Annotated in this window: 22 protein-coding genes; 4 read left to right on the forward strand and 18 right to left on the reverse strand. The window is 71.7% G+C overall.

The window, feature by feature from the left end; all coding sequences use genetic code 11:
- Positions 1-11: 11 nt before the first annotated feature.
- The 5 genes from AB0316_RS20525 to AB0316_RS20545 all read right to left on the reverse strand — a co-directional run bounded on the left by AB0316_RS20525 (position 12) and on the right by AB0316_RS20545 (position 4,083).
- Positions 12-293, reverse strand: a complete 282-nt coding sequence (locus AB0316_RS20525; RefSeq protein WP_366275062.1) for a metal-sensitive transcriptional regulator — start codon at positions 291-293, stop codon at positions 12-14.
- A 90-nt stretch (positions 294-383) separates the two neighbouring features.
- A complete protein-coding gene (purB, locus tag AB0316_RS20530; protein ID WP_366275063.1) occupies positions 384-1,796 on the reverse strand; it encodes an adenylosuccinate lyase in 1,413 nt (470 codons plus the stop codon).
- Between the two features lie 126 nt (positions 1,797-1,922).
- Positions 1,923-2,696: a VOC family protein gene (locus AB0316_RS20535; protein WP_366275064.1), complete on the reverse strand. Its 774-nt coding sequence runs from the start codon at positions 2,694-2,696 to the stop codon at positions 1,923-1,925.
- 44 nt (positions 2,697-2,740) lie between these two features.
- On the reverse strand, positions 2,741-3,511 hold the full coding sequence (locus tag AB0316_RS20540) for a VOC family protein (RefSeq protein WP_366275065.1): 771 nt from the start codon (positions 3,509-3,511) through the stop codon (positions 2,741-2,743).
- 26 nt (positions 3,512-3,537) lie between these two features.
- Complete coding sequence (locus AB0316_RS20545) at positions 3,538-4,083, reverse strand: low molecular weight protein-tyrosine-phosphatase (protein ID WP_366275066.1); 546 nt, start codon at positions 4,081-4,083, stop codon at positions 3,538-3,540.
- Positions 4,084-4,222: 139 nt separating this feature from the next.
- Here AB0316_RS20545 and AB0316_RS20550 point away from each other — a divergent pair, with 139 nt between their 5' ends.
- Positions 4,223-4,678 (forward strand): nuclear transport factor 2 family protein, encoded by a 456-nt coding sequence (locus AB0316_RS20550; RefSeq protein ID WP_366275068.1) that lies wholly within the window; start codon positions 4,223-4,225, stop codon positions 4,676-4,678.
- A 9-nt stretch (positions 4,679-4,687) separates the two neighbouring features.
- The gene (locus tag AB0316_RS20555) at positions 4,688-6,085 is read left to right on the forward strand and encodes an MFS transporter (protein WP_366275070.1); all 1,398 of its coding nucleotides are present in this window, start codon (positions 4,688-4,690) and stop codon (positions 6,083-6,085) included.
- A 113-nt stretch (positions 6,086-6,198) separates the two neighbouring features.
- Here AB0316_RS20555 and galE read toward each other — a convergent pair whose 3' ends face one another.
- From galE to AB0316_RS20590, 7 genes are all read right to left on the reverse strand, one after another.
- Positions 6,199-7,215: a UDP-glucose 4-epimerase GalE gene (galE, locus tag AB0316_RS20560; protein WP_366275072.1), complete on the reverse strand. Its 1,017-nt coding sequence runs from the start codon at positions 7,213-7,215 to the stop codon at positions 6,199-6,201.
- 69 nt (positions 7,216-7,284) lie between these two features.
- Entirely contained in the window at positions 7,285-8,181 is an 897-nt protein-coding gene (locus AB0316_RS20565) for a M56 family metallopeptidase (protein ID WP_366275073.1), read from the reverse strand.
- Positions 8,182-8,228: 47 nt separating this feature from the next.
- Positions 8,229-8,639 carry a BlaI/MecI/CopY family transcriptional regulator gene (locus AB0316_RS20570; protein ID WP_343985707.1) on the reverse strand — a complete coding sequence of 137 codons (411 nt, stop codon included), beginning with the start codon at positions 8,637-8,639 and terminating at the stop codon, positions 8,229-8,231.
- A 12-nt stretch (positions 8,640-8,651) separates the two neighbouring features.
- On the reverse strand, positions 8,652-10,535 hold the full coding sequence (cydC, locus tag AB0316_RS20575; RefSeq protein WP_366275074.1) for a thiol reductant ABC exporter subunit CydC: 1,884 nt from the start codon (positions 10,533-10,535) through the stop codon (positions 8,652-8,654).
- Positions 10,532-12,292: a thiol reductant ABC exporter subunit CydD gene (gene cydD, locus AB0316_RS20580; RefSeq protein WP_366275075.1), complete on the reverse strand. Its 1,761-nt coding sequence runs from the start codon at positions 12,290-12,292 to the stop codon at positions 10,532-10,534. Before cydD ends, cydC begins: the two co-directional genes overlap by 4 nt.
- Before the next feature lie 8 nt (positions 12,293-12,300).
- Positions 12,301-13,350: a cytochrome d ubiquinol oxidase subunit II gene (gene cydB, locus AB0316_RS20585; RefSeq protein WP_366275076.1), complete on the reverse strand. Its 1,050-nt coding sequence runs from the start codon at positions 13,348-13,350 to the stop codon at positions 12,301-12,303.
- Positions 13,351-13,366: 16 nt separating this feature from the next.
- Positions 13,367-14,845 carry a cytochrome ubiquinol oxidase subunit I gene (locus tag AB0316_RS20590; protein ID WP_366275077.1) on the reverse strand — a complete coding sequence of 493 codons (1,479 nt, stop codon included), beginning with the start codon at positions 14,843-14,845 and terminating at the stop codon, positions 13,367-13,369.
- Positions 14,846-15,031: 186 nt separating this feature from the next.
- On the opposite strand from AB0316_RS20590, the gene AB0316_RS20595 reads away from it, so the two are divergent.
- On the forward strand, positions 15,032-15,397 hold the full coding sequence (locus AB0316_RS20595) for a GntR family transcriptional regulator (RefSeq protein WP_366275078.1): 366 nt from the start codon (positions 15,032-15,034) through the stop codon (positions 15,395-15,397).
- 93 nt (positions 15,398-15,490) lie between these two features.
- Here the strand turns inward: AB0316_RS20595 and AB0316_RS20600 are convergent, their stop codons facing one another.
- The 6 genes from AB0316_RS20600 to AB0316_RS20625 all read right to left on the reverse strand — a co-directional run bounded on the left by AB0316_RS20600 (position 15,491) and on the right by AB0316_RS20625 (position 21,490).
- Positions 15,491-15,664: a hypothetical protein gene (locus AB0316_RS20600; protein WP_366275080.1), complete on the reverse strand. Its 174-nt coding sequence runs from the start codon at positions 15,662-15,664 to the stop codon at positions 15,491-15,493.
- A 157-nt stretch (positions 15,665-15,821) separates the two neighbouring features.
- Positions 15,822-17,135, reverse strand: coding sequence for a phenylacetate--CoA ligase PaaK (gene paaK, locus AB0316_RS20605; protein ID WP_366275081.1), 1,314 nt, complete (start codon positions 17,133-17,135; stop codon positions 15,822-15,824).
- 108 nt (positions 17,136-17,243) lie between these two features.
- On the reverse strand, positions 17,244-18,092 hold the full coding sequence (locus AB0316_RS20610; RefSeq protein WP_366275098.1) for an amino acid ABC transporter ATP-binding protein: 849 nt from the start codon (positions 18,090-18,092) through the stop codon (positions 17,244-17,246).
- Positions 18,093-18,196: 104 nt separating this feature from the next.
- Positions 18,197-19,189 carry an amino acid ABC transporter permease gene (locus AB0316_RS20615; RefSeq protein WP_366275083.1) on the reverse strand — a complete coding sequence of 331 codons (993 nt, stop codon included), beginning with the start codon at positions 19,187-19,189 and terminating at the stop codon, positions 18,197-18,199.
- Positions 19,186-20,100: an ABC transporter substrate-binding protein gene (locus tag AB0316_RS20620; protein ID WP_366275085.1), complete on the reverse strand. Its 915-nt coding sequence runs from the start codon at positions 20,098-20,100 to the stop codon at positions 19,186-19,188. The genes AB0316_RS20615 and AB0316_RS20620 overlap by 4 nt, the downstream gene beginning before the upstream one ends.
- Positions 20,101-20,353: 253 nt before the next feature.
- Entirely contained in the window at positions 20,354-21,490 is a 1,137-nt protein-coding gene (locus tag AB0316_RS20625; protein ID WP_366275087.1) for a ScyD/ScyE family protein, read from the reverse strand.
- Positions 21,491-21,870: 380 nt separating this feature from the next.
- On the opposite strand from AB0316_RS20625, the gene AB0316_RS20630 reads away from it, so the two are divergent.
- Entirely contained in the window at positions 21,871-23,493 is a 1,623-nt protein-coding gene (locus AB0316_RS20630) for a DEAD/DEAH box helicase (RefSeq protein WP_366275089.1), read from the forward strand.
- Positions 23,494-23,667 lie beyond the last annotated feature (174 nt).

Raw genomic sequence — 23,667 nt, forward strand, 5'->3', positions numbered from 1 at the left:
GTATGAGGATGTCAGCTGCGCACGAGCCGCGCGATGGCATCGGACGCCTCGCGGACCTTCTGGGCGGCAGCCTCGTCGGACTCGCGTGCCGCGTCCACCACACAGTGGGCCACGTGGTCCTCGAGCAGGCCGAGGCTCACCGCCTGCAGTGCCTTCGTGATGGCGCTGACCTGCGTCAGGATGTCGATGCAGTAGGTGTCGGTGTCGACCATCCGCTGCACGCCACGCACCTGCCCCTCGATGCGTCGCAGCCGCTTCAGGTAGTCGTCCTTGCTGCCGGAGTATCCAGCCATTCCAACCTCCTCGTCGACACCAACAGGATACCCCCGCAGGGTATTCCTCGATGCGCCCTGCAGGGCGTGTCCCCGACGAGGCGTATGCCATCAGGCGAGGTAGTCGTCGACCAGCCGGCTCGCGAGGGCGGTGTAGGTCTGCGGCGTCAGGGCCACGAAACGGGCCTCGACGTCGGCCGGCAGGCCGAGCCCGCGGACGAACTCGCGCAGGTCGTCGCCGTCGATCCGCCGGCCGCGCGTGAGCTCCTTGAGCCGCTCGTAGGGCTCCTCCATTCCGGGGACGCCCTGCGCGCCGAGGGCCCGCATCGCCGACTGGATCGGCTCGCCGAGCACCTCCCAGTTGGCCTCGAGGTCGGCGGCCATCCGCTCGGGCACGGCGTCGAGCCCGGCGAGACCTCGGGCGACGTTGTCGAGGGCGAGCATCGAGTGGCCGAAGGCCGTGCCGATGTTGCGCTGCATGCTCGAGTCGGTGAGGTCGCGCTGCAGGCGGCTCTGCACGAGCGTGCTGGCGAGCACGTCGAGGAGGGCGTTGCTCACCTCGAGGTTGGCCTCGGCGTTCTCGAAACGGATCGGGTTGACCTTGTGCGGCATCGTGCTCGAGCCGACGGTGCCCTGGCCGCGCACCTGGGCGAAGTAGCCCATCGAGATGTAGGTCCACACGTCGGTGCAGAGGTTGTGCAGGATCCGGTTGAAGCGCGCGACGTCGGCGTAGAGCTCGGCCTGCCAGTCGTGGCTCTCGATCTGCGTCGTCAGGGGGTTCCACGTCAGGCCGAGGCCCTCGACGAACGCCTTCGACACGGCGGGCCAGTCGACGTCGGGCAGCGCGAGCGCGTGCGCGCCGAAGGTGCCGGTCGCGCCGTTGAACTTGCCGAGGTACTCCTGCTTCTCGATCCGGCGCAGCTGGCGGCCGAGGCGGTGCGCGAGGACGGCGAGCTCCTTGCCCATCGTCGTCGGCGTCGCGGGCTGGCCGTGGGTGTGCGCGAGCAGCGGCACGTCCTTGAGCTCGCGGGCCATCTCGGAGACCTGACCGAGGAGAGCCTGCGCCTTGGGCAGCCACACCTGCTCGACGGCGCCCTTGACCATGAGGGCGTAGGAGAGGTTGTTGATGTCCTCGCTCGTGCAGCCGAAGTGGACCAGCTCGGCGAGGCCCCTGTCCTCCTGCGCCGGCGCGATCTGCGACAGGCGCTTCTTCAGGAAGTACTCGACGGCCTTGACGTCGTGGACGGTGACCCGCTCGATCTCGCCGAGCTCGGCGACCTCGTCGGTGCCGAAGTCGTCGACGACCTTCCGCAGTGCCGCGATCTCCTCGTCGCTCAGCTTGCGCACGCCCGGCACGACGCCGTGGCTCGTCTGGTGGATCAGCCACTCGACCTCGACGTGCACCCGCTGCCGGTTGAGGGCCGCCTCGGAGAGGTGGTCCACGAGCGGCGCGACGGCGCCGCGGTAGCGGCCGTCGAGCGCCCCGAGCGCGATGGGCGGGGTTGCGTCAGCGAGCGAAGCCATGGCGCCATCCTCCCAGAGCAGCAGGAGTGGTCTGTATGCCGTCCGCCGCGCTGCGAGGGGACGCGCGGACCCCGGCGGGCGGCATACGTCAGCGGCGAGCGCTGCGCCAGTGACCCGGAGAGTGGGTCACTGACGCTGGAGGACGGCGAAGGTCTCGCCCTGGGCGCCGGCGACCACGGCCACCCGGCCGTAGCGGGTGTCCGACGGCTCCTGCCGCACCGTGCCCCCGAGCGCGCGCACCTGCTCGGCCGCCGCGTCGCAGTCGGCCACCGCGAAGTAGGCCATCCAGTGCGACCGCACGTCGGCCGGCGCCTGCGCGGGGATGGCGCCGATGCCGGCCACCGGTGAGTCACCCAGCAGCGCAACGGAGTAGGAGAAGTCGGCGTCCCCTATCTCCCGGAGCCGGTAGCCGAAGACGTCGGCGTAGAAGGCCTTGCTCGCCGGGTAGTCGCGGCTCATCGACTCCGCCCACACGAGGGTGCCCGGCTCGTCGACGAGCTCGCTGCCGGTGTGTTCGCGCGCCTGCCAGAGGCCGTACGCGGCACCCGTCGGGTCGGCCCCCACGGCGATCCGGCCGACCTGCAGGACGTCCATCGGCTCCAGGAAGAAGACCCCGCCGGCGCTCCGGGCCTGCTCGGCGGCCGCGTCGACGTCGTCCACGGCGAGGTAGACGGTCCACGTGTCGGCCTGGGAGGGGTCGTCGGGGTTCTTGGCCATGGCGCCCGCCACGGCATGACCGTCCTTGCGCGCCATGACGTAGCCGCCGGCCTCGGGCGGGAGGTCCTCGAACGTCCAGCCGAAGAGCCGGCCGTAGAACTCCCGCGCGTTCTCGAGGTCGCCGACCATGACGTCGGCCCAGCACGGGGTGCCGGCCGCGAAGCTCTCCTCGTGGACGGGCATCGGTCCTCCTGGACGTCGGTGGTGGGGCGGTGGGTGTCGGGGGGCTAGTCGAGGTCGGGAACCATCAGCGAGAAGACCTCCCCCTCGGGGCCGGCCAGCACGGCGCCCATCCCGTAGGGGCCGTCGAAGGGGGGCTGCAGGACCGTGGCGCCGAGGTCGGCGGCCCGGGCGACGTCACGCTCCAGGTCGAGGGTCGCGAACGAGACCACCCAGTGCGACGGGATCTCGGGTGGCCACTCCTCGTCGATCTCCGCCAGCCCGTAGGCAGGGTTGCCGTCCTCCGTGCGCGCGGTCGCCCATCGTGGGCCGCCCGGCTCGGTCTCGTCGGTGAAGCCGTGCCCGAAGACGCGCAGGTGGAAGGCCTGCACCGCGTCGTAGTCGCGCGTCAGCAGCTCGTTCCAGGTGAGCGAGCCCGGCTCGTCGAGGACGCCGCTGCCGAGCAGGTCGCCCGGCTCCCAGACGCCGAAGTAGGCGCCGCCGGGGTCGACCGCGATGAGGGTGCGCGCGAGGGCGCCGATCGGGACGGGCCGGCCCAGCGTGCGCCCGCCGTACGCGTTGACGGCCCGGGCGGCCACGGCGAGGTCACCGACACGCAGGTAGGTGGTCCACTGGCTGGGCACCGGGGCGTCCGGTGGACGCCGGCTCAGGCCCGCGACCGGCTGCCCGCCCAGCAGCGCCATCGTGTAGCCGCCGGTCGCCGGGTCGCCGGCCAGCCACTGCCACCCGAACAGCTCGCCGTAGAAGGCCTTGGCGCGGTCGACGTCGCTGGCGAGCAGGTCGACCCAGCACGGGGAGCCGTAGGGGTAGTCGGGCACGGTGACGTCGCTGGCCTCACATCAGGTCAGGGCCGCTCCCAGTCCACCCTGTCTCGAAGGCGGCCGGCCAGCTGGCCGTCCAGCTGGTCCCTGACGTGCTGAAGGATGCCACGGCAGGCGCGCTCCACCTCCGCGAAACACCGGGCGAAGTGCGACTCGTCGCCGTACCACGGGTCGCCGGTCTCGAGGGTCCCGGCGGCCACCGCCTCGGGGTCGAACTCGCGCACGAGCCGGATCTTGCTCCGGTTGAGCGGGGTCCGCGCCAGGCGCCGGAGCGTGCGCACGTGGCCCTCGTCGGAGGCCAGGACGAGGTCGACGTCGTCGAACTCCTCCGGGTCGAACTCCCGGGCCCGGTGGCGCGAGGCGTCGTAGCCGTGCGCGGCGAGGATCGCGATGGTCCGGGGGTCGGCCTGCTCGCCGACGTGCCAGTCGCCGGTGCCGCTCGAGCTCACCTTCACGTGGTCGGCCAGGCCGGCCTCCTCGACCATGCTCTGGAGGATGACGTGCCCCATGGGGGACCTGCAGATGTTGCCGCTGCACACGAAGGTGACGTGGACGGGGCGAGGCGACATGATCCCCATTCAACACCGCAGATCGGGCCCAGATGTCGGAAGCGACAAGACTCGTTGCGGACGGACTCTGAGCACGGCGCCGTTCCCTTATGCACCGGTGTGTCCGATGGCTGTCGGTGGTCGGTGCCACGGTGTGGCCATGACGACGACGACGCACTGCGGCCCCGCCGGGGCGAGCACTCCCGACGCCCTCGAGCCGGCCTTCCGCGCCGCCGTGGCCGCCGGCGACCTCGAGGCCGTCGTGGGGCTGTATGCCGCCGACGCCGTCGTCAGCCTTCCGCGCGGTCGCGAGGCGGCGGGCTCCGCGGCGATCCGGGCCGCCTTCGCCGCGGCGTTGGCCGCCGGGGTCCTGCAGGACTGGGCGAGCGTCGCCGGATCCGGGGCCGGTGAGGGGGACGAGGTCGCGCCGACCGTCCGGGCCGTCGTCAGCGGCGATCTCGCGATGACCACCGCCTCCGGCGTCGACGGCCGCGTCTGCACGCAGGTGGCCCGCCGCAGCGCCGAGGGCCGCTGGCTGTGGGTCCGGGACGGCTCGCGGCTGCGCGACGTCGAGGCCTGCCTCCCCACCACCTCGCACCACCTCGTGGTGGCGTAGTTTCGCTCCGTGACCGACGCATCCCCGGGGCCTGACCCGAGCGAGGCGCCAGGGTCGGGCGGCTCGAGCGGCTCGGGTGGTTCGCGCGGGAGCGTGCAGACGGCCGAGCGCCGCTCGCACTTCGTCGACCTGACCCCGCTGCGCTCCAGCTCCGCCTTCGCCCGGCTGTGGGCGGGCAACACCCTCGCCGGCATCGGCACCTTCGTGACTAACACGGCCGTCGGCCTGCACATCTACGACCTGACGCACTCGACCTTCATGGTCTCGCTCGTCGCGTGGTTCTCCCTGCTGCCGATGATCGTCGCCGGGCTCTACGGCGGCGCGATCGCCGACCGTTTCGACCGTCGGTCGGTGGCCCTGGTGGCGAGCACCGTGGCGTGGGGCTCCACCGTGGCGCTCGCGACGATCGCGTGGGCGCAGGTCCACGTCGTGTGGGCCTTCTACGTCATCACCACCGTCAACGCGGTGGCGGCCACCATCGCCTCGGCCACCCGCCAGGCGATCACGCCGCGGCTGCTGCCGGCCGAGCTGCTGCCCAAGGCGGCCGCCCTGATGGGCATCTCCGGCGGGGTCATGGTGACGGTCGGTCCCGGCGTGGCCGGGGTGCTCGTGGCCCGGGCCGGCTACGCCTGGACCTACACCGTCGACGTCGTGCTCTTCTTCGCCGGCTTCTTCGGGCTGTGGACGCTGCCGCGGATCCGTCCCGAGGGGGAGGCGCCGACCGCTGGCGGCTTCCGGTCGGTCGTGGACGGCCTCAGCCACCTGCGCCGGGCACCGAACGTGCGGATGAGCTTCATCGTCGACATCATCGCGATGACGTTCGGGCAGCCCATGGTGCTCTTCCCCGCGGTCGGGGCGATCGTCATCGGCGGCGGCTCCGTCACGGCCGGCATCCTGCTGGCCGCGTTCGCCGTCGGCGGCATCGTCTCGAGCCTCTTCTCCGGGCGGGTCACCGGCCTGCGCTGGCAGGGGCTCGCCATCCGCAACGCGATCGTCTCCTACGGCCTGGGCATCCTCGGCTTCGGCGTGGTGCTGGCCGTCACCCAGCTCGGCGGTCACGCGGTCGAGTCGATGGACTTCGGGGCGGCCAACCGCTGGGCGCTCGCCCTGGCCGCCGTGTTCCTCGCTGTCGCGGGCGGGTCCGACAACATCAGCGCGATCTTCCGGCAGGCGATCCTGCAGTCGGCCGTGCCCGACCACCTTCGCGGGCGCACCCAGGGCGTCTTCACGGTGGTCGTGACCGGCGGCCCCCGGCTCGGTCAGATGTTCGCCGGCACGCTGGCGACGCTGACCGCCACCTGGGTGCCGTCCGTCGTGGGCGGGGCGCTGGTCGTGCTCCTCGTCGTCGTCACGGTGGCGCGGGTCCCCTCGTTCCGCCACTACGACGCCCTCGACCCCCGACCCTGACCGCCTGACCCCGCACGCCCCAGTCGAGTGGGCACTTCCGACGTCGCGCCGGCCGGTCCCAGTCGAGTGGGCACTCTGCGTCGGCGAGTCGGTAGCCCGCTGGGGGTGGGACCTCAGGCGTCGGGGTAGCCGTGCGGGTTGGCGCTCTGCCAGCGCCACTGGTCGACGCACATGTCCTCGATGGTGCGCTCGGCGCGCCAGCCCAGCTCGGCGTTGGCCCTCGACGGGTCGGCGAACGACTCGGGCAGGTCGCCCGCGCGGCGCCCCACCACCTCGTACGGCAGCTCACGGCCGATCGCGCGCTCGAAGGCGTGCAGCACCTCGAGGACGCTCGTGCCGTGGCCCGTCCCGAGGTTCCACGTCGACACCGGGTGGTCGACCTTGCCCAGCTTGGCGAGCGCGGCGATGTGCCCGGCCGCCAGGTCCTCGACGTGGATGTAGTCGCGCAGCGGCGTGCCGTCAGGGGTGGGGTAGTCGTCGCCGAAGACGAGCAGCTTGTCGCGGCGGCCGACGGCGACCTGGGCGATGAACGGCATGAGGTTGTTGGGGATGCCCTGCGGGTCCTCGCCGATCGTGCCGCTCGGGTGGGCCCCCACCGGGTTGAAGTAGCGGAGAAGCGCGATGCGCAGCGACTGATCGGCGGCCGCGACGTCGCGCAGGATCTGCTCGATCATCACCTTGGTCCAGCCGTACGGGTTGGTGGCGGCGGTCGGCATGTCCTCGGTGAGGGGCGGCGAGTTGTGGCCGTAGACGGTGGCCGAACTGCTGAAGACGAGCCTGTTCACGCCGTGGCGCCGCATCGCGCGCACGAGGGAGAAGGTCGAGACGAGGTTGTTCTCGTAGTACTCGAGCGGCTTGTCCACGCTCTCGCCGACGGCCTTGAGCCCGGCGAAGTGGATCACCGCGTCGATCTTCTCGGAGGCGAAGAGGTGCTCGGTCTTGTCGTGGTCGGTGAGGTCGAAGGAGTGCACCTCCAGCGGGGTGCCGGTCAGCGCCTCGAGCCGGTTGACGACGGTCGGCTTGCTGTTGCCGAAGTTGTCGACGATGAGCACGTCGTGCCCCGCCGCGACGAGCTGGACCACGGTGTGGGAGCCGATGTAGCCGGCGCCGCCGCTCACGAGTACGCGCATGGCGCTCACCCTACCCACGCGCCGACGCGGCGCCGCGAGGCCGGCCGACGGGGCGACGTGCGCACGGCGTCAGACGACGCTGAGCTCGGCGATCTCGAGGCCGTAGAGCGCGAGGGGCAGCGCGACGAGGAGCGCCGACACGGCATACATCCCCGCGGCGACGAGGGGGACCGGCAGCCCGGCGATGTGCTGGGCGTCGAGCAGCCCGATGCGGGCGGTGGCGACCCGCGTACCGCCACCCATGGCCATCGAGCCGGCGGGCCGGGAGCCGCCGGCCATGGCGACGATGGCGCGGCCGGTGCTGACCGCGCCCGCGCGGCGCACGGCGGCGCGGTCGGCCAGGACCTCGATGAGCAGGTGCACCTCGAGCAGCGCCTCGTCGCACCGCAGGAAGCCGGGCATCGCCTCGTGCACGACGGTGAAGAACTCCATGACGAGGTCGTGGCGGGCGGTCAGGTGGGCGTGCTCGTGGGCGAGCACGGCGGTCAGCTCGTCGGGCTGGAGGCGTTCGAGGGTGCCCTGGGTCAGGACGACGCGACGGCGTACGCCGGGGACGCAGTATGCCGTCGGGGTCGTGTGCTCGAGCACGCGCATGTGCCGGTCGGGTCCCTCGCCCGGGACGCCGAGGAGGTCGACGAGGTCGCGGTGACGTCGCCGGGCTGCGCGCAGGCCGCGACCGATGCGGTCGGCTGACAGCAGCAGGCGCACCGCAACGAGACCGCTCAGGGCAGCCGCCAGCAGGAGCACCGGCCACTCCTCGGAGAGGCGCATCTGCCGGCCGACGATCGCGGGGATGGCGGCCGGCGCGGCGAGCAGCGCGGCCAGGACGGCGGCGACCGCCGTCGACTGCCAGAGCACCAGCGCCGCCCGGGGCGCGCGTCGCAGCGCCGTCGCCCGGGCCAGCGCGCGCGGCACCGGCCACGCGAGCAGGACCGCGAGGACGACGAGGGAGGCGACGATGAGCACGGGACCAGTGTGGAGGGTCGGCAGGTTCCGGGAGGGTGGTTCGCGGGTCAGCCGGCGAGGTCGGGGCGGCGCGCCTCGAGCTCGGCGAGGGCCGCCTTGAGCTCGTCGATCTCCTCGGGCGTCGACTCGTCGAGGAAGTGCAGCAGGGCTGTGCGCCGCTTGTCGCCGGCGAGCTCGCCGAGCGTGTGGTGCAGCGACTCGGAGGTCAGCTCCGCCCGGGTCGAGGCGGCGGTGTAGCGCCAGGCCCGCCCGTCGCGCTCGCGGTTGACGAGGTCCTTCTTCGCCATCCGGTCGAGCACCGTCATGAGCGTTGTGTAGGCGAGGCCGCGATCGACACCGATGGCGTCGTGGACCTCGCGGACCGTGCGGCCCTCGGGGTGGGCGTCGGCCGTCGTCCAGAGCTCTTCCATGACGGCGCGCTCGAGGTCGCCGAGCCGGTTGCGGGGGGTGGTGGGCATGGGAACTCCGATCTACCGACGGTGTGGGCCGTCGTCGTGCCTGTGGTCGTGCTCGTCCTGCTCCTGGTCGTCGCGGTGGACTCCCTGGGCGCGGTCCGTCGGCTCGGCCGTGATGAGGGACATCGTGCCCGAAGGACCCCCGATCTCCCACACCCGGTCGAAGAGGTCGGCGCCGTCGTCACGGTGCGTCACCATGATGATCGTTGGGGACGTACCCGCCTCGCGTGATCCGAGCGTGAGGTCCTCCAGTACGGCGCGGGCCGTCGGCGGGTCGAGGTGCGCGACCGGCTCGTCGAGCAGCACCACCGGTCGGGCGCTGACGTGGGCGCGGGCGATGCCGAGCCGGGCGCGCTCGCCGCCGGACAGGCCGCGACCGCCCGCACCGAGCCGGGTGTCGAGGCCATCGGGCAGCGCGTCGAGCAGGTCGGAGAGGCCGGCCGCGCGCAGCGCTCGCTCGAGCTCGGTGTCGTCGGCGTCGGGACGTGCGAGGGCCAGGTTGGCCCGCAGGGACGTCGCGAAGACGTGCGTCTCGTCGTCGACCACCGCGATGTGCCCGCGAGCCTCCTCGAGCGGCTGGTGGAGCACGTCCGTCCCGCCGAGCCGGTAGCTGCCACCGGTCGGGTCGAGGTGTCGCGCGAGCACGGCGAGCAGCGTCGACTTGCCGCTGCCGTTGGGGCCGGTGACCACCAGGCGGCTCCCGGCGGGCACCTCGAGGTCGGTGGGTGCGAGGTCGGCGCGTGCGCCGTTCCACGAGGCGGTGAGAGTGCGGGTCTCGATGTCGGTGCCGTCTCCGCTGCCGTATGCCGTGTGCCGCGCAGCCGCTGGGGTCGCCGCCTCGCTCTGGGGGCGGGGTTCGGGGCGGGTCTCGGGGCGCGACTCGTCCTGGGACTCGTCCGCGACGGCCGGGGTCAGGTAGAGGAGGGCGTCGAGGCGGTGCTGGCTGGCGCGGGCGCGGGCCAGGGCGCGCATCGCGTCGACGAGCGGGGTGATCGCCTCGGAGACGGCGACCGGGGTGAGCACGAGCAGGGCCTTGACGGGCGTCGAGACGGACAGGCCCTGGGCGAGGACCGCGGTGAGGGCCACGGCTGACCCGACCGTGACGAGGAAGAGCGAGGCCGCGGCGGCGCGTCCGGCGCTGATCCGGCGGGTGGCCCGGTCGAGCGCGGTGTGCGCGTCGTCGAGCCAGCCGAGCGCGGTCGCCCATCCGCTCACGGCGCGCAGCTCGGACGCCTGGCTGGCCATGAGCTCGCTGACGCGGGTCACCTCGGCCCGGGCTCCGAGCAGCTCGGGCAGAGACCGGGACTCCAGGTGTGCGGCGAGGGCGCTGACGACGCACACGGCGACGCCGAGTCCGAGCATGACGAGCCCGACCGGGAGGGCGATCACCATGGTGAGGGCGATGACGATGCCTCCCGCGACGGCGGTCGAGATGACCGGCACCGTCACCCGGACCTGGGCGTCGACGACGTCGGTGAGGTCGTCGACGACACCGGTCAGGACGTCGGACCGGCGGCGGCGCCCGAGCCGTGCCGGGGTCAGCGGGATGAGGGCCTCGTAGGCGGTGGTCCGGCGCTCGGCCAGCATCGACAGGGCGGCGTCGTGGCTCGTCAGCCGCTCCCAGTAGCGGAAGACGGGCCGGGCCATGCCGAAGGCGCGCACTGCGACGATGGCGGTCAGGAGGGTGAGGATCACGGGACGTTCGGCGGCCCGGACGATGAGCCACCCGGAGGTGGCGGTCAGGGCCATCCCGCAGGCGGTGGCGATGCCGCCGAGCAGGCCCCCGCGGACAGTCCCGGCCGAGGGCCACCAGACGCGCCTGCTGGACGAGCTGGTTCGAGGTGATCCGGTGGTGGTCTCCTGCTGCGACGTCACCTCGAACGGGGTGGTGGTGGTCATGGTCCGGCCCCCTCTCGGGCGGTTCGAGGTGATCCCGGGCGGGTCCCGGGCCTCGGGATCACCTCGAACCAGGAGTCGGCGCGATCGGAGTCGGCGAGATCGGAGTCGGCGCGATCGGAGCCGGCGGGATCGGGTGCGGCGAGGGTGACGTGGTGGTCCGCGTGGGCGAGCACCTCCTCGCGGTGGGTCACCGCGATGACCACGCGGCGCTCCGCGAGCTCGGCCAGGAGTGCCGCCACCTGCTCGGCGCCCTCCGGGTCCAGGTGCGCGGTCGGCTCGTCGAGCAGCAGGACGGTCTCGGGAGCGAGCCAGGCGCGGGCGAGGGCGAGTCGCTGCCGCTGCCCGGCCGACAGGCCGAAGCCGTCGTCGCCGAGATCGGCGGACAGGCCACCGGGCAGGGCCGCGACCACGCCGTCGACGCCGAGAGCGCGCAGGGCCTCCCACAGCTGGTCGTCGGTCGCCGGGTGGCCGATCGTCAGCGCGGCGCGCACCGAACCGGTCGCGAGGAACGGCCGCTGTGTCACGTAGTGCGACGCCGGCGCCTGCACGGTGCCGGCGCTGGGTCGTCGCAGGCCGGCGACGAGGTCGAGCAGCGTCGACTTGCCCACCCCGGAGGGCCCGGTCACCACCGTGAGTCCCGGCCCGGCCACGAGGTCTAGGTCGCGCAGCACGGGAACGGTCGACCCGGCATACGCGTACGTCACGCCGGTGAGGCACACCTCCCCGACCCGCGCCTCCCCACCGAACGCTGCGTTCGGTCGCGAACTCACTGTTCCAACAGCGCTTTCGGCATCGAACGCGGCGTTCGGCGCGGAAGTGGGGGAGGGCTCGAGTTCGGCGAGGATCGAGTCGAGGGCCACGGCGCCATCGGCGGCGGCGTGGTACTCCGCGCCGACGCGCCGGACCGGCCAGTACGCCTCGGGCGCGAGGAGGATGGCGACGAGCCCGGGGCCGAGCGCCATCGAGCCGTTCGAGAGGCGCAGGCCGACGGTGACGGCGACGATGGCCACCGAGATCGTCGCGAGCAGCTCGAGGGCCGCCGAGGAGAGGAACGCGATCTTCAGCGTCTCCATCGTGGCGCGGCGGTGCCGGTCGCTCACCTCGCGAACCGTCGCGTCCTGGCGCCTCGCGCGGCCGTAGGTGACGAGCGTCGGCAGGCCGCGGACGACGTCGAGGAAGTGGCCCGACAGGGCCGCGAGAGCCGACCACCGACGCTCGGTCGAGGCGGCCGTCGCCTTGCCGATCAGCGCGGCGAAGACCGGGAGCAGCGGCAGGGTCAGCACGACGACGACCGCGCTGGGCCAGTCGACGACGGCGAGCGTGACGATGGCGAGCGCCGGCACGACGGCGGCGGTCACGAGCGTCGGGAGGTAGCGGGCGGCATACGGCTCGACGGCCGCGGTCCCGGCGGTCGCGAGGGACACGGCCGCGCCCGGCTCGAGGCGTGAGTCCGCGTTGACAGTGCCCCAGCGGCCCAGCAGCGCGGCCCGCAGCGCCGACGACACGGAGACGCCGGCCCATGCCGCCACCCGCTCGGTGACCGCCGCGAGCACCGCGCGGGCGGCGAAGAGCGCGAGCAGCCAGGTGAGTGCCGTGCCGAGGTCCGAGCCGTCGACGACCGCGACGACGGCCGCCGACAGCGCGAACGCGGTGGCGATCGTCGCGACCCCCGAGGCGATGCCGGTCGCCGCGAGGACGGCGACGGGCCTCCGGGCGGCAGGCACCGCCCGGAGCAGGCGCGGGTCGAAGGGCTTCACAGGGGTCCTCAGTGGGACACGGTCTCGAGCGGGGCGTCCTCGGGGATGTGCTTGACGGTGAGGCGCTTGCGGAAGACCCAGTACGTCCAGCCCTGGTAGATCAGGACGATCGGGGTGAAGACGAGCGCGACGACCGTCATGACCTTGAGGGTGTAGTCGGTGCTCGAGGCGTTGTGGATCGTGAGGCTCCAGGCCGGGTTGGTCGAGCTCGGCATGACGTCGGGGAAGAGGACGAGGAAGTACGTCGCGACGGCCATCGCGATGGTGACGGCGGTTCCGATGAACGCCCAGCCCTCACGACCGGCCCGGTTGGCGGCGAGCCCGCCGAGGAGCGCGACCGCGGCGACGACGGTCGTGATCCACGAGGCGGGCTTGCCGTCGGTCAGGCCGATCCACAGCAGCAGTGCCACGGCGAGCACGGCGGCGACGACACCCACCCGCTCGGCGATCTGCCGGGCCTCGAGGCGGATCTTGCCGTCCGTCTTGAGGGCCACGAAGATCGCGCCGTGGGTGAGGAAGAGCGCCACGAAGACGAGCCCACCGAGCAGGCCGGCCGGGTTGAGCAGGGTGAAGAGGTTGCCCGTGTACTCCTTGGCCGCGTCGATCGGCACGCCGCGCACGATGTTGGTCAGCGCGACGCCCCACAGCAGGGCCGGGACGAGCGAGCCCCAGAAGATGGCCTGGTCCCAACGGGCCTTCCACCGCGCCTCGGGCCGCTTGTGGCGGTACTCGAAGCCGAGGTTGCGCACGATGAGGGCGACGAGGATGAGCAGCAGCGGCAGGTAGAAGCCGCTGAAGAGCGTCGCGTACCAGTTCGGGAAGGCCGCGAAGGTGGCGCCGCCCGCGGTGAGCACCCACACCTCGTTGCCGTCCCAGACGGGGCCGATCGTGTTGAGCAGGACGCGACGGCGCTTCTCCGCGTCGACCGCGTCGGAGGCGTAGCGCTTGCCGCCGAGGACGGGCAGGAGCATGCCGACGCCGAAGTCGAAGCCCTCGAGGACGAGGTAGCCCGTCCACAGCACCCCGATGACGATGAACCAGAAGGTTGCGAGATCCATTGCAGGCCAGTCCTTCTCAGTAGGCGAAGACGAGGGGTGCGTCCTCGTCCCGGTCGGCGGGGTCCTGCGGCTGCTCGAAGGGCTCGGCGCCCTTGCGGACGTAGTGCAGGAAGAGCTTGACCTCGACCACGGCGAGCGCGCCGTAGAGGAGCGTGAAGACGACCATCGAGGTGATGACCTCGCCCATCGAGACGCTCGGCGAGACGCCGTGGGCGGTCGTCATCAGGCCGAAGACGATCCACGGCTGGCGGCCGACCTCGGTGAAGATCCAACCGAAGCTGTTGGCGAAGACTGGCAGGAGCGGAGCGGCCACGGCGGCATACGTGAGCCAACGGGCCGTCGGGTGGGCGTTCTTGCGGGTCATCCACAGCACGGCTAGCGCGATGAGGGCCGTCGCCATGCCGAGCCCGATCATCAGCCGGAAGGTCCAGTACGTCGTCGGGATGTTGGGCACGTAGGCGGTCGCGACGTCGGCCACGAGCTTGTTGCCGCTCGCGCCGTAGGTCTGGGCGTACTCCGCCTTGAGGTCGTTGATGCCCTTGACGGCGCCGTCGAAGCTGCCGGTGGCCAGGAAGCTGAGCAGGCCGGGTATCTCGATGATCGGGTTGGCGTGGGAGCCGTCGAGCGAGCCGACCGTCAGCACCGAGAAGGGCGCCCCCTCGCCGGCCGGCACGGAGTTGTAGAGCCCTTCGGCCGCAGCCATCTTCATCGGCTGCACCTCGGTCATGATCTTGCCCTGGAGGTCGCCGCTCACCATGACGCCGACCGCGGCGACGAGGGTGAGCACGGCGCCGATGCGGGTGGCCCGGCGGTACATCGGGGCGTCGGTGGTCGCCACGTCCCGCGCGTCGTCGTGGGCGCGCTCGGCCTCGCGGCGCATGAGCCACAGGGCGACACCCATGATGACGCCGGCGCCGGTCATGTAGGCCGCGAAGATGACGTGCGGGAAGGTGACGAGCTGCACCTTGTTGGTCAGCACCGCCCAGAAGTCGGTGAGCTCCGCGCGGCCGCTCACCGGGTTGAAGCGGTAGCCGACCGGGTGCTGCATGAAGGAGTTCGCGGCGAGGATGAAGTATGCCGAGAGCACCGTCCCGATGTGGACGAGCCACATCGTCGTGGCGTGCAGCTTCTCCGGGATGCGACCCCAGCCGAAGATCCACAGGCCGAGGAACGTCGACTCGAGGAAGAAGGCGAGCAGCGCCTCGATCGCCAGCGGGGCGCCGAAGATGTCACCGACGAAGCGGGAGTAGTCGCTCCAGTTCATCCCGAACTGGAACTCCTGCACGATGCCCGTGACGAGCCCGAGGGCGAAGTTGATGAGGAAGAGCTTGCCGAAGAACTTCGCCAGTCTCATCCACTGCGGGTTGTGCGTGCGCACCCAGGCGGTGTGGAAGACGGCGACGACGAGGGACATGCCGATCGTGATCGGCACGAAGAGGAAGTGGTAGACGGTGGTGATGGCGAACTGCCACCGTGCCAGGTCCAAGGCATCCATGAGGGCTCCGCGAGGGTCGCGCCAAAACTACATTACGTAGTAGATGCTAGCGCCCCGGAAATCGGTGGGTGGTCCGGGTGTCGAGGGTCGGGGCGTGATGCCGCTCACCCACCGCTCCGGTGGTGGGCCGGTGAACCGCCCGTCGCGGCGTTGACAGTGCCGCGCCGTCGCTGCCTTACTTCCGGGGTGACCGAACTGGACGTTGCCGTCGACCCTTCCTCGCCCAAGGCGCCGTACGAGCAGCTGCGCAGCCAGGTCGAGAGCCTGATCCGCGGCGGTCGCCTCGTCCCCGGCGACCGGCTGCCGACCGTGCGCGGCCTGGCCGGTGACCTCGGCCTCGCCGCGGGCACCGTGGCGCGTGCCTACAAGGAGCTCGAGGCGGCCGGCCTCGTCGAGACCCGCAGCCGGTCAGGCACGGTCGTCGCGTCGGGGGAGCACGCTGCCGAGGCGGCGCTCGCAGCCCTGGCGGCCCGCTACGTCGCGGCCGCCCGCGAGGCCGGCATCTCTGACCCCGCCGCCCTCGATCTCGTGCTCCGCGCCCAGCGCGGCTGAGCCGGCAGTCAGCCGAGCACGTATGCCGTGTGCACCGTTCGGGGTCAGGGCCCCGATAGCTGCACACGGCTCAGGCACGCCACCGCAGGGCCGTCAGCCGAGGAGGTCGACGGCCCAGCGTTCGTGGGCTCCCAGGGCAGGAGCAGTCCACGCGGGGTCGGGACGCCACCGGGTCCACTCGGTGTCGAAGGGCCAGTCACCGCGCTCGAACGTGGCACGAGCGTGCTCGCCGTTGTGCCGGATCGCCTCGGCCTGCGCCGCTGTCACGCGCCGTTGCTCGACGGCGGCCTCGAGCTCGTCGGCGTCCTTGACGTTGACCGTGCCGTCGGCCTCGACGTCGCCGGGGTGAGGAAGGGCGTGACGCCGAGTGCTCGCGCCCCGGCGGGTGCCGAGACGGCATACGGCTCGAGGACGGGCCCGCTGCTCACGCCTTGGGCCGCTCGTCGACGATGCGGCGCGCCTTGCCGATCGAGCGCTCGATCGAGCCGGGGTCGCGCACCTCGACGCGGCACGTCGTGCCGATGTGGGTCTTGATCGCGTGCTGGAGGTTGCGGGCGATCTCGTCGGAGGCGCCGGGGTCCAGCCGTGAGAGCGGCTCGACGAGCACCGTCAGCTCGACCATCCGGCCGGGCTGGGTCAGCACGCACTGGAAGTAGGGCGACAGGCGCGGCTCAGCCAGCACGTGCTCCTCGATCTGCGTCGGGAAGACGTTGACGCCGCGGATGATCATCATGTCGTCGGTGCGGCCGGTCACCTTCTCGATCCGGCGCATCGACGGGACGGCCGTCCCGGGCAGCAGGCGCGTGAGGTCGCGGGTGCGGTAGCGGATGACCGGCATCGCCTCCTTGGTCAGCGACGTCAGGACCAGCTCGCCGACCTCGCCGTCGGGCAGCACCTCCTCGGTGACCGGGTCGATGACCTCGGGGTAGAAGTGGTCCTCCCACAGGTGCAGGCCGTCCTTCGTCGCCGCGGCCTCCTGCGCGACGCCCGGGCCCATGACCTCGGAGAGGCCGTAGATGTCGACGGCGTCCATGCCGGTGCGGCGCTCGATCTCCTGGCGCATCGACTCGGTCCACGGTTCGGCGCCGAAGATCCCGACCTGCAGGCTCGTGCCGGCCGGGTCGATGCCCTCGCGCTCCATCTGGTCGAGCAGGCTGAGGAAGTAGCTGGGCGTCACCATGATCACGCGGGGCCGGAAGTCCTGGATGAGCTGCACCTGACGCTCGGTCATGCCGCCGCTGACGGGCACGACCGTCGCGCCGAGCCGCTCGACGCCGTAGTGGGCGCCGAGGCCGCCGGTGAACAGGCCGTAGCCGTAGCCGACGTGCACGATGTCGCCCGGGTGGCCGCCGGCGAGGCGGATCGAGCGGGCCATGAGGTCGGCCCACGTGTCGATGTCGCGCTTGGTGTAGCCGACCACCGTGGGACGGCCGGTGGTCCCCGAGCTGGCGTGCACGCGTACGACCTGCTCCCGGGGCACCGCGAACATCCCGAAGGGGTAGTTCGCGCGCAGGTCCGCCTTGGTCGTGAACGGCAGGCGGCTCACCTCGTCGAGCGACCGCAGGTCGTCGGGGTGGAAGCCCTTCTCCTCGAACGCCGCCCGGTAGTGCGGGACGTGGTCGTATGCCGTCCGCACCGTCCGCTGGAGCCGCTCGAGCTGGGTGGCCCGCAGCTCGTCGACCCCGACCGTGGGGATCTGGTGGTCGGGCAGCGAGGGGCGGGGTGACTCCGTCGTCATGGGCCCCATTGTGCCCACACCCCGTGACGCGGGACCTCCCGCGCTCGGAACGTCGAGTGGGCACCATCCCGAGGGAAGGTGCCCACTCGTCGTGGAAGGCGGAAAGGGTCAGCCGTCGGCCGAGGTGGACGACCCCGCCGCGTCCTCGGCGCCGGTGACTCCCGCAGCCCCCGTGGTTCCGGTCGCGGCGTCGGCCTCGGCGTCGGAGGCTGCCTCCTCGTCCTCGGCGCGCATGCGCTGCAGGAACGTCCGCGTCCGCTCGTGCTTCGGGTTGGTGATGACGTCGCGGGGCTTGCCCTCCTCGACGACCACGCCACCGTCCATGAAGACGACGTGGTCGGCGACATCGCGCGCGAAGCCCATCTCGTGCGTGACGACGATCATCGTCATGCCCTGGCGGGCCAGCTCGCGCATGACGCGCAGCACCTCGCCCACCAGCTCGGGGTCGAGGGCCGAGGTCGGCTCGTCGAAGAGCATCAGCTTCGGGTCCATCGCCAGGGCTCGGGCGATGGCGACCCGCTGCTGCTGGCCACCGGAGAGCTGGGCCGGGTAGGAGTCGGGCTTGTCGCCGAGCCCCACCTGGTCGAGCAGCTCGAGCGCCCGGGCGCGAGCCTGCTTCTTGGCGGTCCCCTTGACCTGGACCGGAGCCTCCATGACGTTCTCGAGCGCCGTCATGTGCGGGAAGAGGTTGAAGCGCTGGAACACCATGCCGATGTCGCGGCGCTGCGCGGCGACCTGCTTGTCCGTGAGGTGGTGCAGGTGCCCACCCTCCTCACGGAAACCGACGAGGTCGCCGTCGACCCAGATGCGGCCGCCGTCGATCTCCTCGAGCTGGTTGATGCAGCGCAGGAACGTCGTCTTGCCCGAGCCCGATGGGCCGAGCAGCACGACGACCTCGCCGCGGTGCACGTCGAGGTCGATGCCCTTGAGCACCTCGTTGCCGTGGAAGCTCTTCATCACGTTGACCGCGCGCACGAGGGGGATCTCCTCGCCGTTGCGGGAGCGCTGGTGCGGCTGGGGCGTCGCCCCGGGCTGGTTCGTGGTGGTGGTCGTCTCTGACATCAGGCGCCTCCTGCCCCTGCCGGGCGTGCGAACCGCTTGTTGCTCGGGGTGCCGAAGCCGCGACCGAAGCGCCGCTCCAGGAAGTACTGCCCGACCATGAGCACCGACCCGACGATGAGGTACCAGGCGGTGACGGCAACGAACGCCGGCATGATGAGCAGCGTCCGGGTGCCGATCGCGCTGGTCTGGTAGAAGAGCTCGGTGATCACGGGGATCGCCGACAGCAGCGAGGTGTCCTTGACCATCGCGATGGTCTCGTTGCCGGTGGGCGGCACGATGACGCGCATCGCCTGCGGCAGCACGATGCGGCGCATCGACTGGCCGCGGTTCATGCCCAGGGCCGAGGCGGCCTCGGCCTGACCCTTGTCGACCGAGAGGATGCCGGCGCGGGCGATCTCGGCCATGTAGGCCGCCTCGGACAGGCCCAGGCCGATGATGCCGGCGATCAGGGTGCTCGAGAACTGGTTGACGTTGAGGGTGAAGAAGGTGAAGTTGCTCGACAGGCCCATGAGGGAAGCCAACTGCTGCCCGAACGGCACCCCGAAGTCGACGGTGTTGTAGAGGTAGCCGACGCCGCTGCCGATCATCGCCAGCAGCACCAGGCGCGGGATGCCGCGGAAGAACCACGTGTAGACGAACGAGACGCCGCGGAGCACGGGGTTGTGGGACAGCCGCAGGACGGCGATGAGGATGCCGCCGACGATGCCGATGGCCATCGAGCCGACGGTGCCGATGATCGTGCCCTTCCACAGGCCCTCGATCACCGGCGTCTGCTGCATGATCTCGAAGGCCTTGGGGAAGTTCCACCGCTCGTTGGTCAGGAACGAGCTGACCATCATGGCGATGAGCACGAGGATCACGACGAGGGCGACCCACCGTCCGGGGTGGCGCACCGGCCGGGCGTCGATGCGCCCCGGCCGTTCGGTGCCCGCCCCTGCGGTGCCCCCGGACCTCACCCCCGTCGTCGTGGTGCCGGCCATGGGTTCACTCACGGGTTGACGGCGAAGTTGTCGATGGCGCCCTTCTCGACCGCGTACTTCTTCAGGGCCGCCTCGTAGGAGCCGTCGGCCTTGGTGGCCTTGAGCGCCTCGACGAGGAGGTTGGCGAAGTCGGTCTGGTCCTTGGGCACGACGTAGCCGTAGGGCGCGGAGTCGTAGATGTCACCGAGGGCCTCGAGCTGGCCGGTCTGCTTGATGGCGTAGAGGCCGACCGGGGAATCGGCGAGCATCGCGACGGTCTTGCCGCTGACGACGTCGGAGGTGACCTGGTCCTGGCCCTTCTGGATGACCATGGTGATCGCGGGCTTGCCGGCGTCGGTGCACTTTTTGCTGCGCGCGGCCAGGTCGTCAGCCTGGACGGTGCCCTTCTGGGCGCCGACCGCCTTGCCGCACAGGTTGTCCAGGGTGACCTTCTGCGGGTTGCCCTTGGCGACGACCCACTGGGTGCCGGCCTTGTAGTAGCTCACCATGTTGACCTGCTTCTTGCGGTCGGGGTTGATGGTGAAGCTCGAGACGCCCATGTCGTACTTGCCGCTCGTGACGCCGAGGATGATCGTGTCGAAGCCGGCCGGCTGCCACTCCGTCTTGAGGCCCAGCTTGGCCGCGACCGCGTTGAAGACGTCGACGTCGAAGCCGATGACGGTCTTGCCGTCGCTGGCGAGCATCTCGTTCGGGGCGTAGGTCGGGTCGGTGCCGATGACGATCTTGCCCGCGGACTTGATCTTGGCCGGGACCTTGGCTGCGAGGGCCTGGTCGACCGCGCCGCCGGCGGCGGTCCCGGAGGCGGCCGGGGTGCTGTTGCCGCCGCCCGACGAGGAGTTCGACATCGAGTTCGAGCCGCACGCTGAGAGCGCGAGGCCGGCGACGGCGACGCCGGTGGCGGCGATGAGGGACATGCGACGCATGGGTGGTCCTTCCAGGACGAACGCGGTGTTCAGTCGATCAAGGCGCTACGTGCGCCGCTGATTGGGCGATCCTTTCACTTTTCGCTGGACGTTCACACGGATGGGACCGAACCGTTAGCGGGGACACAGTGCACCCCGGACGGTGCGGGACACGCCGGACACGGCAGCGCCCCGGGGGAGTCGCCCGGGGCGCTGTCGTCGGCCGCCTGTCGGCAGCGGCCGACTGCCGTGTCCCACAAGGTGGGTGCGTGGCTCAGAGGTGGTAGCGGGTGATGCTCCCCGGGGCCTTGACCACGGGGGCTCCCGGGCCGAAGGAGACGTCGGCGAGCGTCCCGACGTAGAGCCACGAGCCCTTGACCTCGATCGAGAGCGGGCGGTCGGTCTTCAGGACCGTCGAGGTGTGACCGTGCTTCAGCCGCGTCACCTTGTTGCCGAAGAGCTCGGCGACGTAGACGGAGCCGTCGCAGCCGAGGGCCAGGTTCGTGGCACCGAGGAAACCGGTGGCGACGCGCTTGGTCGAGTGCCTCCACGGGTTGACCGTGTAGACGGAACCGCGCGCCCCGAGCCGCGGGTCCTCGGGACCACCGGGCAGCGTGGAGACCCAGAGCATGCCGTGCTCGCCGCGCTCGACATCGGTCGGGACGGGCTCGAAGTTGTAGGTCGCCCCGGCCAGGCAGGCCGGCGCCCCGAGGGCAGCCACCTGGGCGGCCGACAGCTTCACCGGCTGTGGTGGCAGCACCGCGATCGTCGAGACGTGTCCGTGCCGGTCGACGCGGAGGATGTCGTTGCCGCCCGCGTCGGCGACCGCCCAGGCGCCGTCGCCGAGGTACGCGACGGCATACGGGTGGGAGTCGACGTGCCCCTTGTACGTCGCCGGCACCCCGAAGTTCTTCTGGAAGTACGCGTCGAGCTGGCCTGGCGCGCACGTCTTCCCGCCGGCGACCACACCGTAGGTGTTGCGGTGGTCGGGGTTGTGGCGCTTCTCGTACTTGCTGAGGTCGGCTACGACGTCCTTGCGACCCTTGGTGCGGATCGTCAGGGAGGTGGCGCTGTGGTCCTCGTTGGAGGACGTGAACGCATAGGTCCTGCCCCCCTGGATGACATCGATGCCGGCGACCTCGGACCCCGGGCCCCGAGTGACGACCCTGTCGCTGCCGTTCTTCGAGATCTTGTTGACAGTGCCGACGAATCCGTCGGTGTACCAGACGTCCCCACCTGACACGGCCAGCCCGAACGGCGCGATGACCTTGTGGTTGAGCACCTTCGGCGAATGTGCCCAGCCGTGCGTCGACTCGTGGGCTGACGCGCTCGGCGTCGAGACGGCGGTGAGCGCCGCGGCGGTCGTGCAGGCCGCGACGGCGGCGGTGATGGCACGGCTTCTCTTCCTCATGTGTTTCCCCTTCGGTCCCTGAGACGCGGGCCCCCGCCCGCGCCGGCGGCGCCCCCACGACGCCGCCGTCCTTCGACGGTAGGGAAGTCTGTGAGCTGCGTCAGGGCTTTCTGGGAGGACGCAGTGAGGGATCGACCCGTCTGTCCCGGAGCGCGAAGAAGATCCTCGGCCGACCGGGGCCGCAGCCCGAGGTCGGGGCGCGCCCTGACGTCCGGTAGGCTGGTGGTAGCGGCCCGCCCAGTTCTGCCTCGGGCCGCCTCTTCTTGGCCGGGCGCACGTTGCGTCGGCCCCGTCGATTCGCTCTTGCGCCGCGACCCCTCACCGTTGAGGCCCCTCGCGCCGGGCAGAACGACCTCTTCCACTTATTGGAGTGCCCACCTGTGTCCACTGACACGAACTTCGCCGTCCTCGGCGTCCCGGCCAGCGTCGTCTCGATCCTCGACGACCTCGGCATCACCACCCCCACCCCCATCCAGGCCGCCACGCTGCCCGACTCGATGGCCGGGCGCGACGTGCTCGGCCGTGGTCGCACCGGCTCGGGGAAGACGTACGCGTTCCTCCTGCCGCTGCTGACCCGGCTGTCCCAGTCGGGGCGCCGTCGCCAGCCGCGCCGTCCCCGCGCGCTCGTCCTCGCCCCGACCCGAGAGCTCGCGACGCAGATCGACGCCGCGATGGCGCCGCTCGCGAAGCCGCTCGGCCTCACCTCGCTGACCGTCTTCGGTGGAGTCGGGCAGAACCCCCAGGTTCAGGGCCTGCGTGCCGGTGTCGACGTCGTCGTCGCCTGCCCCGGCCGCCTCGAGGACCTGATGCAGCAGGGCCACGTCTTCCTCGACGAGGTCGAGATCACGATCCTCGACGAGGCCGACCACATGGCCGACCTCGGCTTCCTGCCCGGCGTGCGCCGGATCATGGACAAGACGCCCCGCGACGGCCAGCGGCTGCTCTTCTCGGCGACGCTCGACGGGGCCATCAACGTGCTCGTCAAGCGGTTCCTGACGAATCCCGTGACGCACGAAGCCGACTCGGCACAGTCCCCGGTGTCGACCATGAGCCACCACGTGCTGCACGTGGGGGCCGACGCGCACCTGCCCATCATCCTCGACCTCACCGCGGCCCCCGGCCGCAAGGTCGTCTTCACGCGCACCAAGCACCGGGCCAAGAAGCTCGCCAAGCAGCTCAACGCCTCGGGAGTTCCGGCCGTGGAGCTGCACGGCAACCTCAGCCAGGGTGCCCGCACGCGCAACATGGACGACTTCCACTCGGGGCGAGCCCAGACGCTCGTCGCGACCGACATCGCGGCCCGCGGCATCCACGTCGACGACGTCGCGCTCGTGATCCACGCCGACCCGCCCGTCGAGCACAAGGCATACCTCCACCGCTCCGGACGCACGGCCCGGGCCGGCAACGACGGCACCGTCGTCACGATGATGCTCGACGACCAGGTGCGCGACGTGCGTGACCTGACGCGCAAGGCCGGCATCAAGCCGACGACCACGCGCGTGCAGCTCGGCCACCCGCTGCTCACCGAGCTCGCGCCCGGTGAGCGGTCGTATGCCGGTGGCCTGGTCCGCGAAGAGGCTCCGGCTCGCGGTGGTGCGGCTGCAGGCTCCGGTGCCGGCGCGGGTTCGGGTCGTGGCAACGGGCGCGGCCGTGGACGCGGGCGCGGCGGCAACGGTGCGGCGTCCGGCGGCGGTCGCTCGGCGGCCGAGCAGGGCCGTGCCCCCGGTGAGGGCGGCCGTGGACGTGGTCGCGCTGACCAGGGTTCCGACGCCCAGGGCGGCGGCGCCCGCGGCGCCGGCCGCAACGGTGGGCGTGGCCCGGGTCGCGGTCGCGGCGGCCAGGGCGGCGAGGGCCAGAGCAGCGGTCGCCGGTCCGGTGGCGCAGGCGGCTCTGCAGGCTCCGGTCGTCGGGGTGGTTCGACCACGGTCTACTCGACGAGCAGCGGCGGCAGCGCCGCGGCGTTCTCCGCCGGCACCCGAGCCGGGTCCCGCCGCTCCCGCTGATCCACCCCCGGCTCAACCGTCGAGAGGCCACGTCTGGCCCCTCCTGAACCGTCGAGAGGCCACGTCTGGCCCCTCCTGAACCGGGCGGTTTCAGAGAGCTGTTGCAACGAGGTGGTTGTTGAGGGCTTGTGCGGGAGTCTGCCAGTTCAGGGTTTCGCGGGGGCGGCCGTTGAG

It is taken from the genome of Terrabacter sp. NPDC080008 (assembly GCF_040702505.1).
Classification (GTDB): Bacteria; Actinomycetota; Actinomycetes; order Actinomycetales; family Dermatophilaceae; genus Terrabacter.

What these genes read in the sequence shown, in the direction of transcription:
- purB (WP_366275063.1), bottom strand. Translation starts at nt 1,796, where the DNA reads ATGGCTTCGCTCGCTGACGCAACCCCGCCCATCGCGCTCGGGGCGCTC.
- AB0316_RS20625 (WP_366275087.1), bottom strand. Translation starts at nt 21,490, where the DNA reads ATGAGGAAGAGAAGCCGTGCCATCACCGCCGCCGTCGCGGCCTGCACG.
- paaK (WP_366275081.1), bottom strand. Translation starts at nt 17,135, where the DNA reads ATGACGACGGAGTCACCCCGCCCCTCGCTGCCCGACCACCAGATCCCC.
- AB0316_RS20550 (WP_366275068.1), top strand. Translation starts at nt 4,223, where the DNA reads ATGACGACGACGACGCACTGCGGCCCCGCCGGGGCGAGCACTCCCGAC.
- AB0316_RS20570 (WP_343985707.1), bottom strand. Translation starts at nt 8,639, where the DNA reads ATGCCCACCACCCCCCGCAACCGGCTCGGCGACCTCGAGCGCGCCGTC.
- AB0316_RS20620 (WP_366275085.1), bottom strand. Translation starts at nt 20,100, where the DNA reads ATGCGTCGCATGTCCCTCATCGCCGCCACCGGCGTCGCCGTCGCCGGC.
- galE (WP_366275072.1), bottom strand. Translation starts at nt 7,215, where the DNA reads ATGCGCGTACTCGTGAGCGGCGGCGCCGGCTACATCGGCTCCCACACC.
- cydC (WP_366275074.1), bottom strand. Translation starts at nt 10,535, where the DNA reads ATGACCACCACCACCCCGTTCGAGGTGACGTCGCAGCAGGAGACCACC.
- cydB (WP_366275076.1), bottom strand. Translation starts at nt 13,350, where the DNA reads ATGGATCTCGCAACCTTCTGGTTCATCGTCATCGGGGTGCTGTGGACG.
- AB0316_RS20535 (WP_366275064.1), bottom strand. Translation starts at nt 2,696, where the DNA reads ATGCCCGTCCACGAGGAGAGCTTCGCGGCCGGCACCCCGTGCTGGGCC.
- AB0316_RS20525 (WP_366275062.1), bottom strand. Translation starts at nt 293, where the DNA reads ATGGCTGGATACTCCGGCAGCAAGGACGACTACCTGAAGCGGCTGCGA.
- AB0316_RS20610 (WP_366275098.1), bottom strand. Translation starts at nt 18,092, where the DNA reads ATGAAGAGCTTCCACGGCAACGAGGTGCTCAAGGGCATCGACCTCGAC.
- AB0316_RS20590 (WP_366275077.1), bottom strand. Translation starts at nt 14,845, where the DNA reads ATGGATGCCTTGGACCTGGCACGGTGGCAGTTCGCCATCACCACCGTC.
- AB0316_RS20545 (WP_366275066.1), bottom strand. Translation starts at nt 4,083, where the DNA reads ATGTCGCCTCGCCCCGTCCACGTCACCTTCGTGTGCAGCGGCAACATC.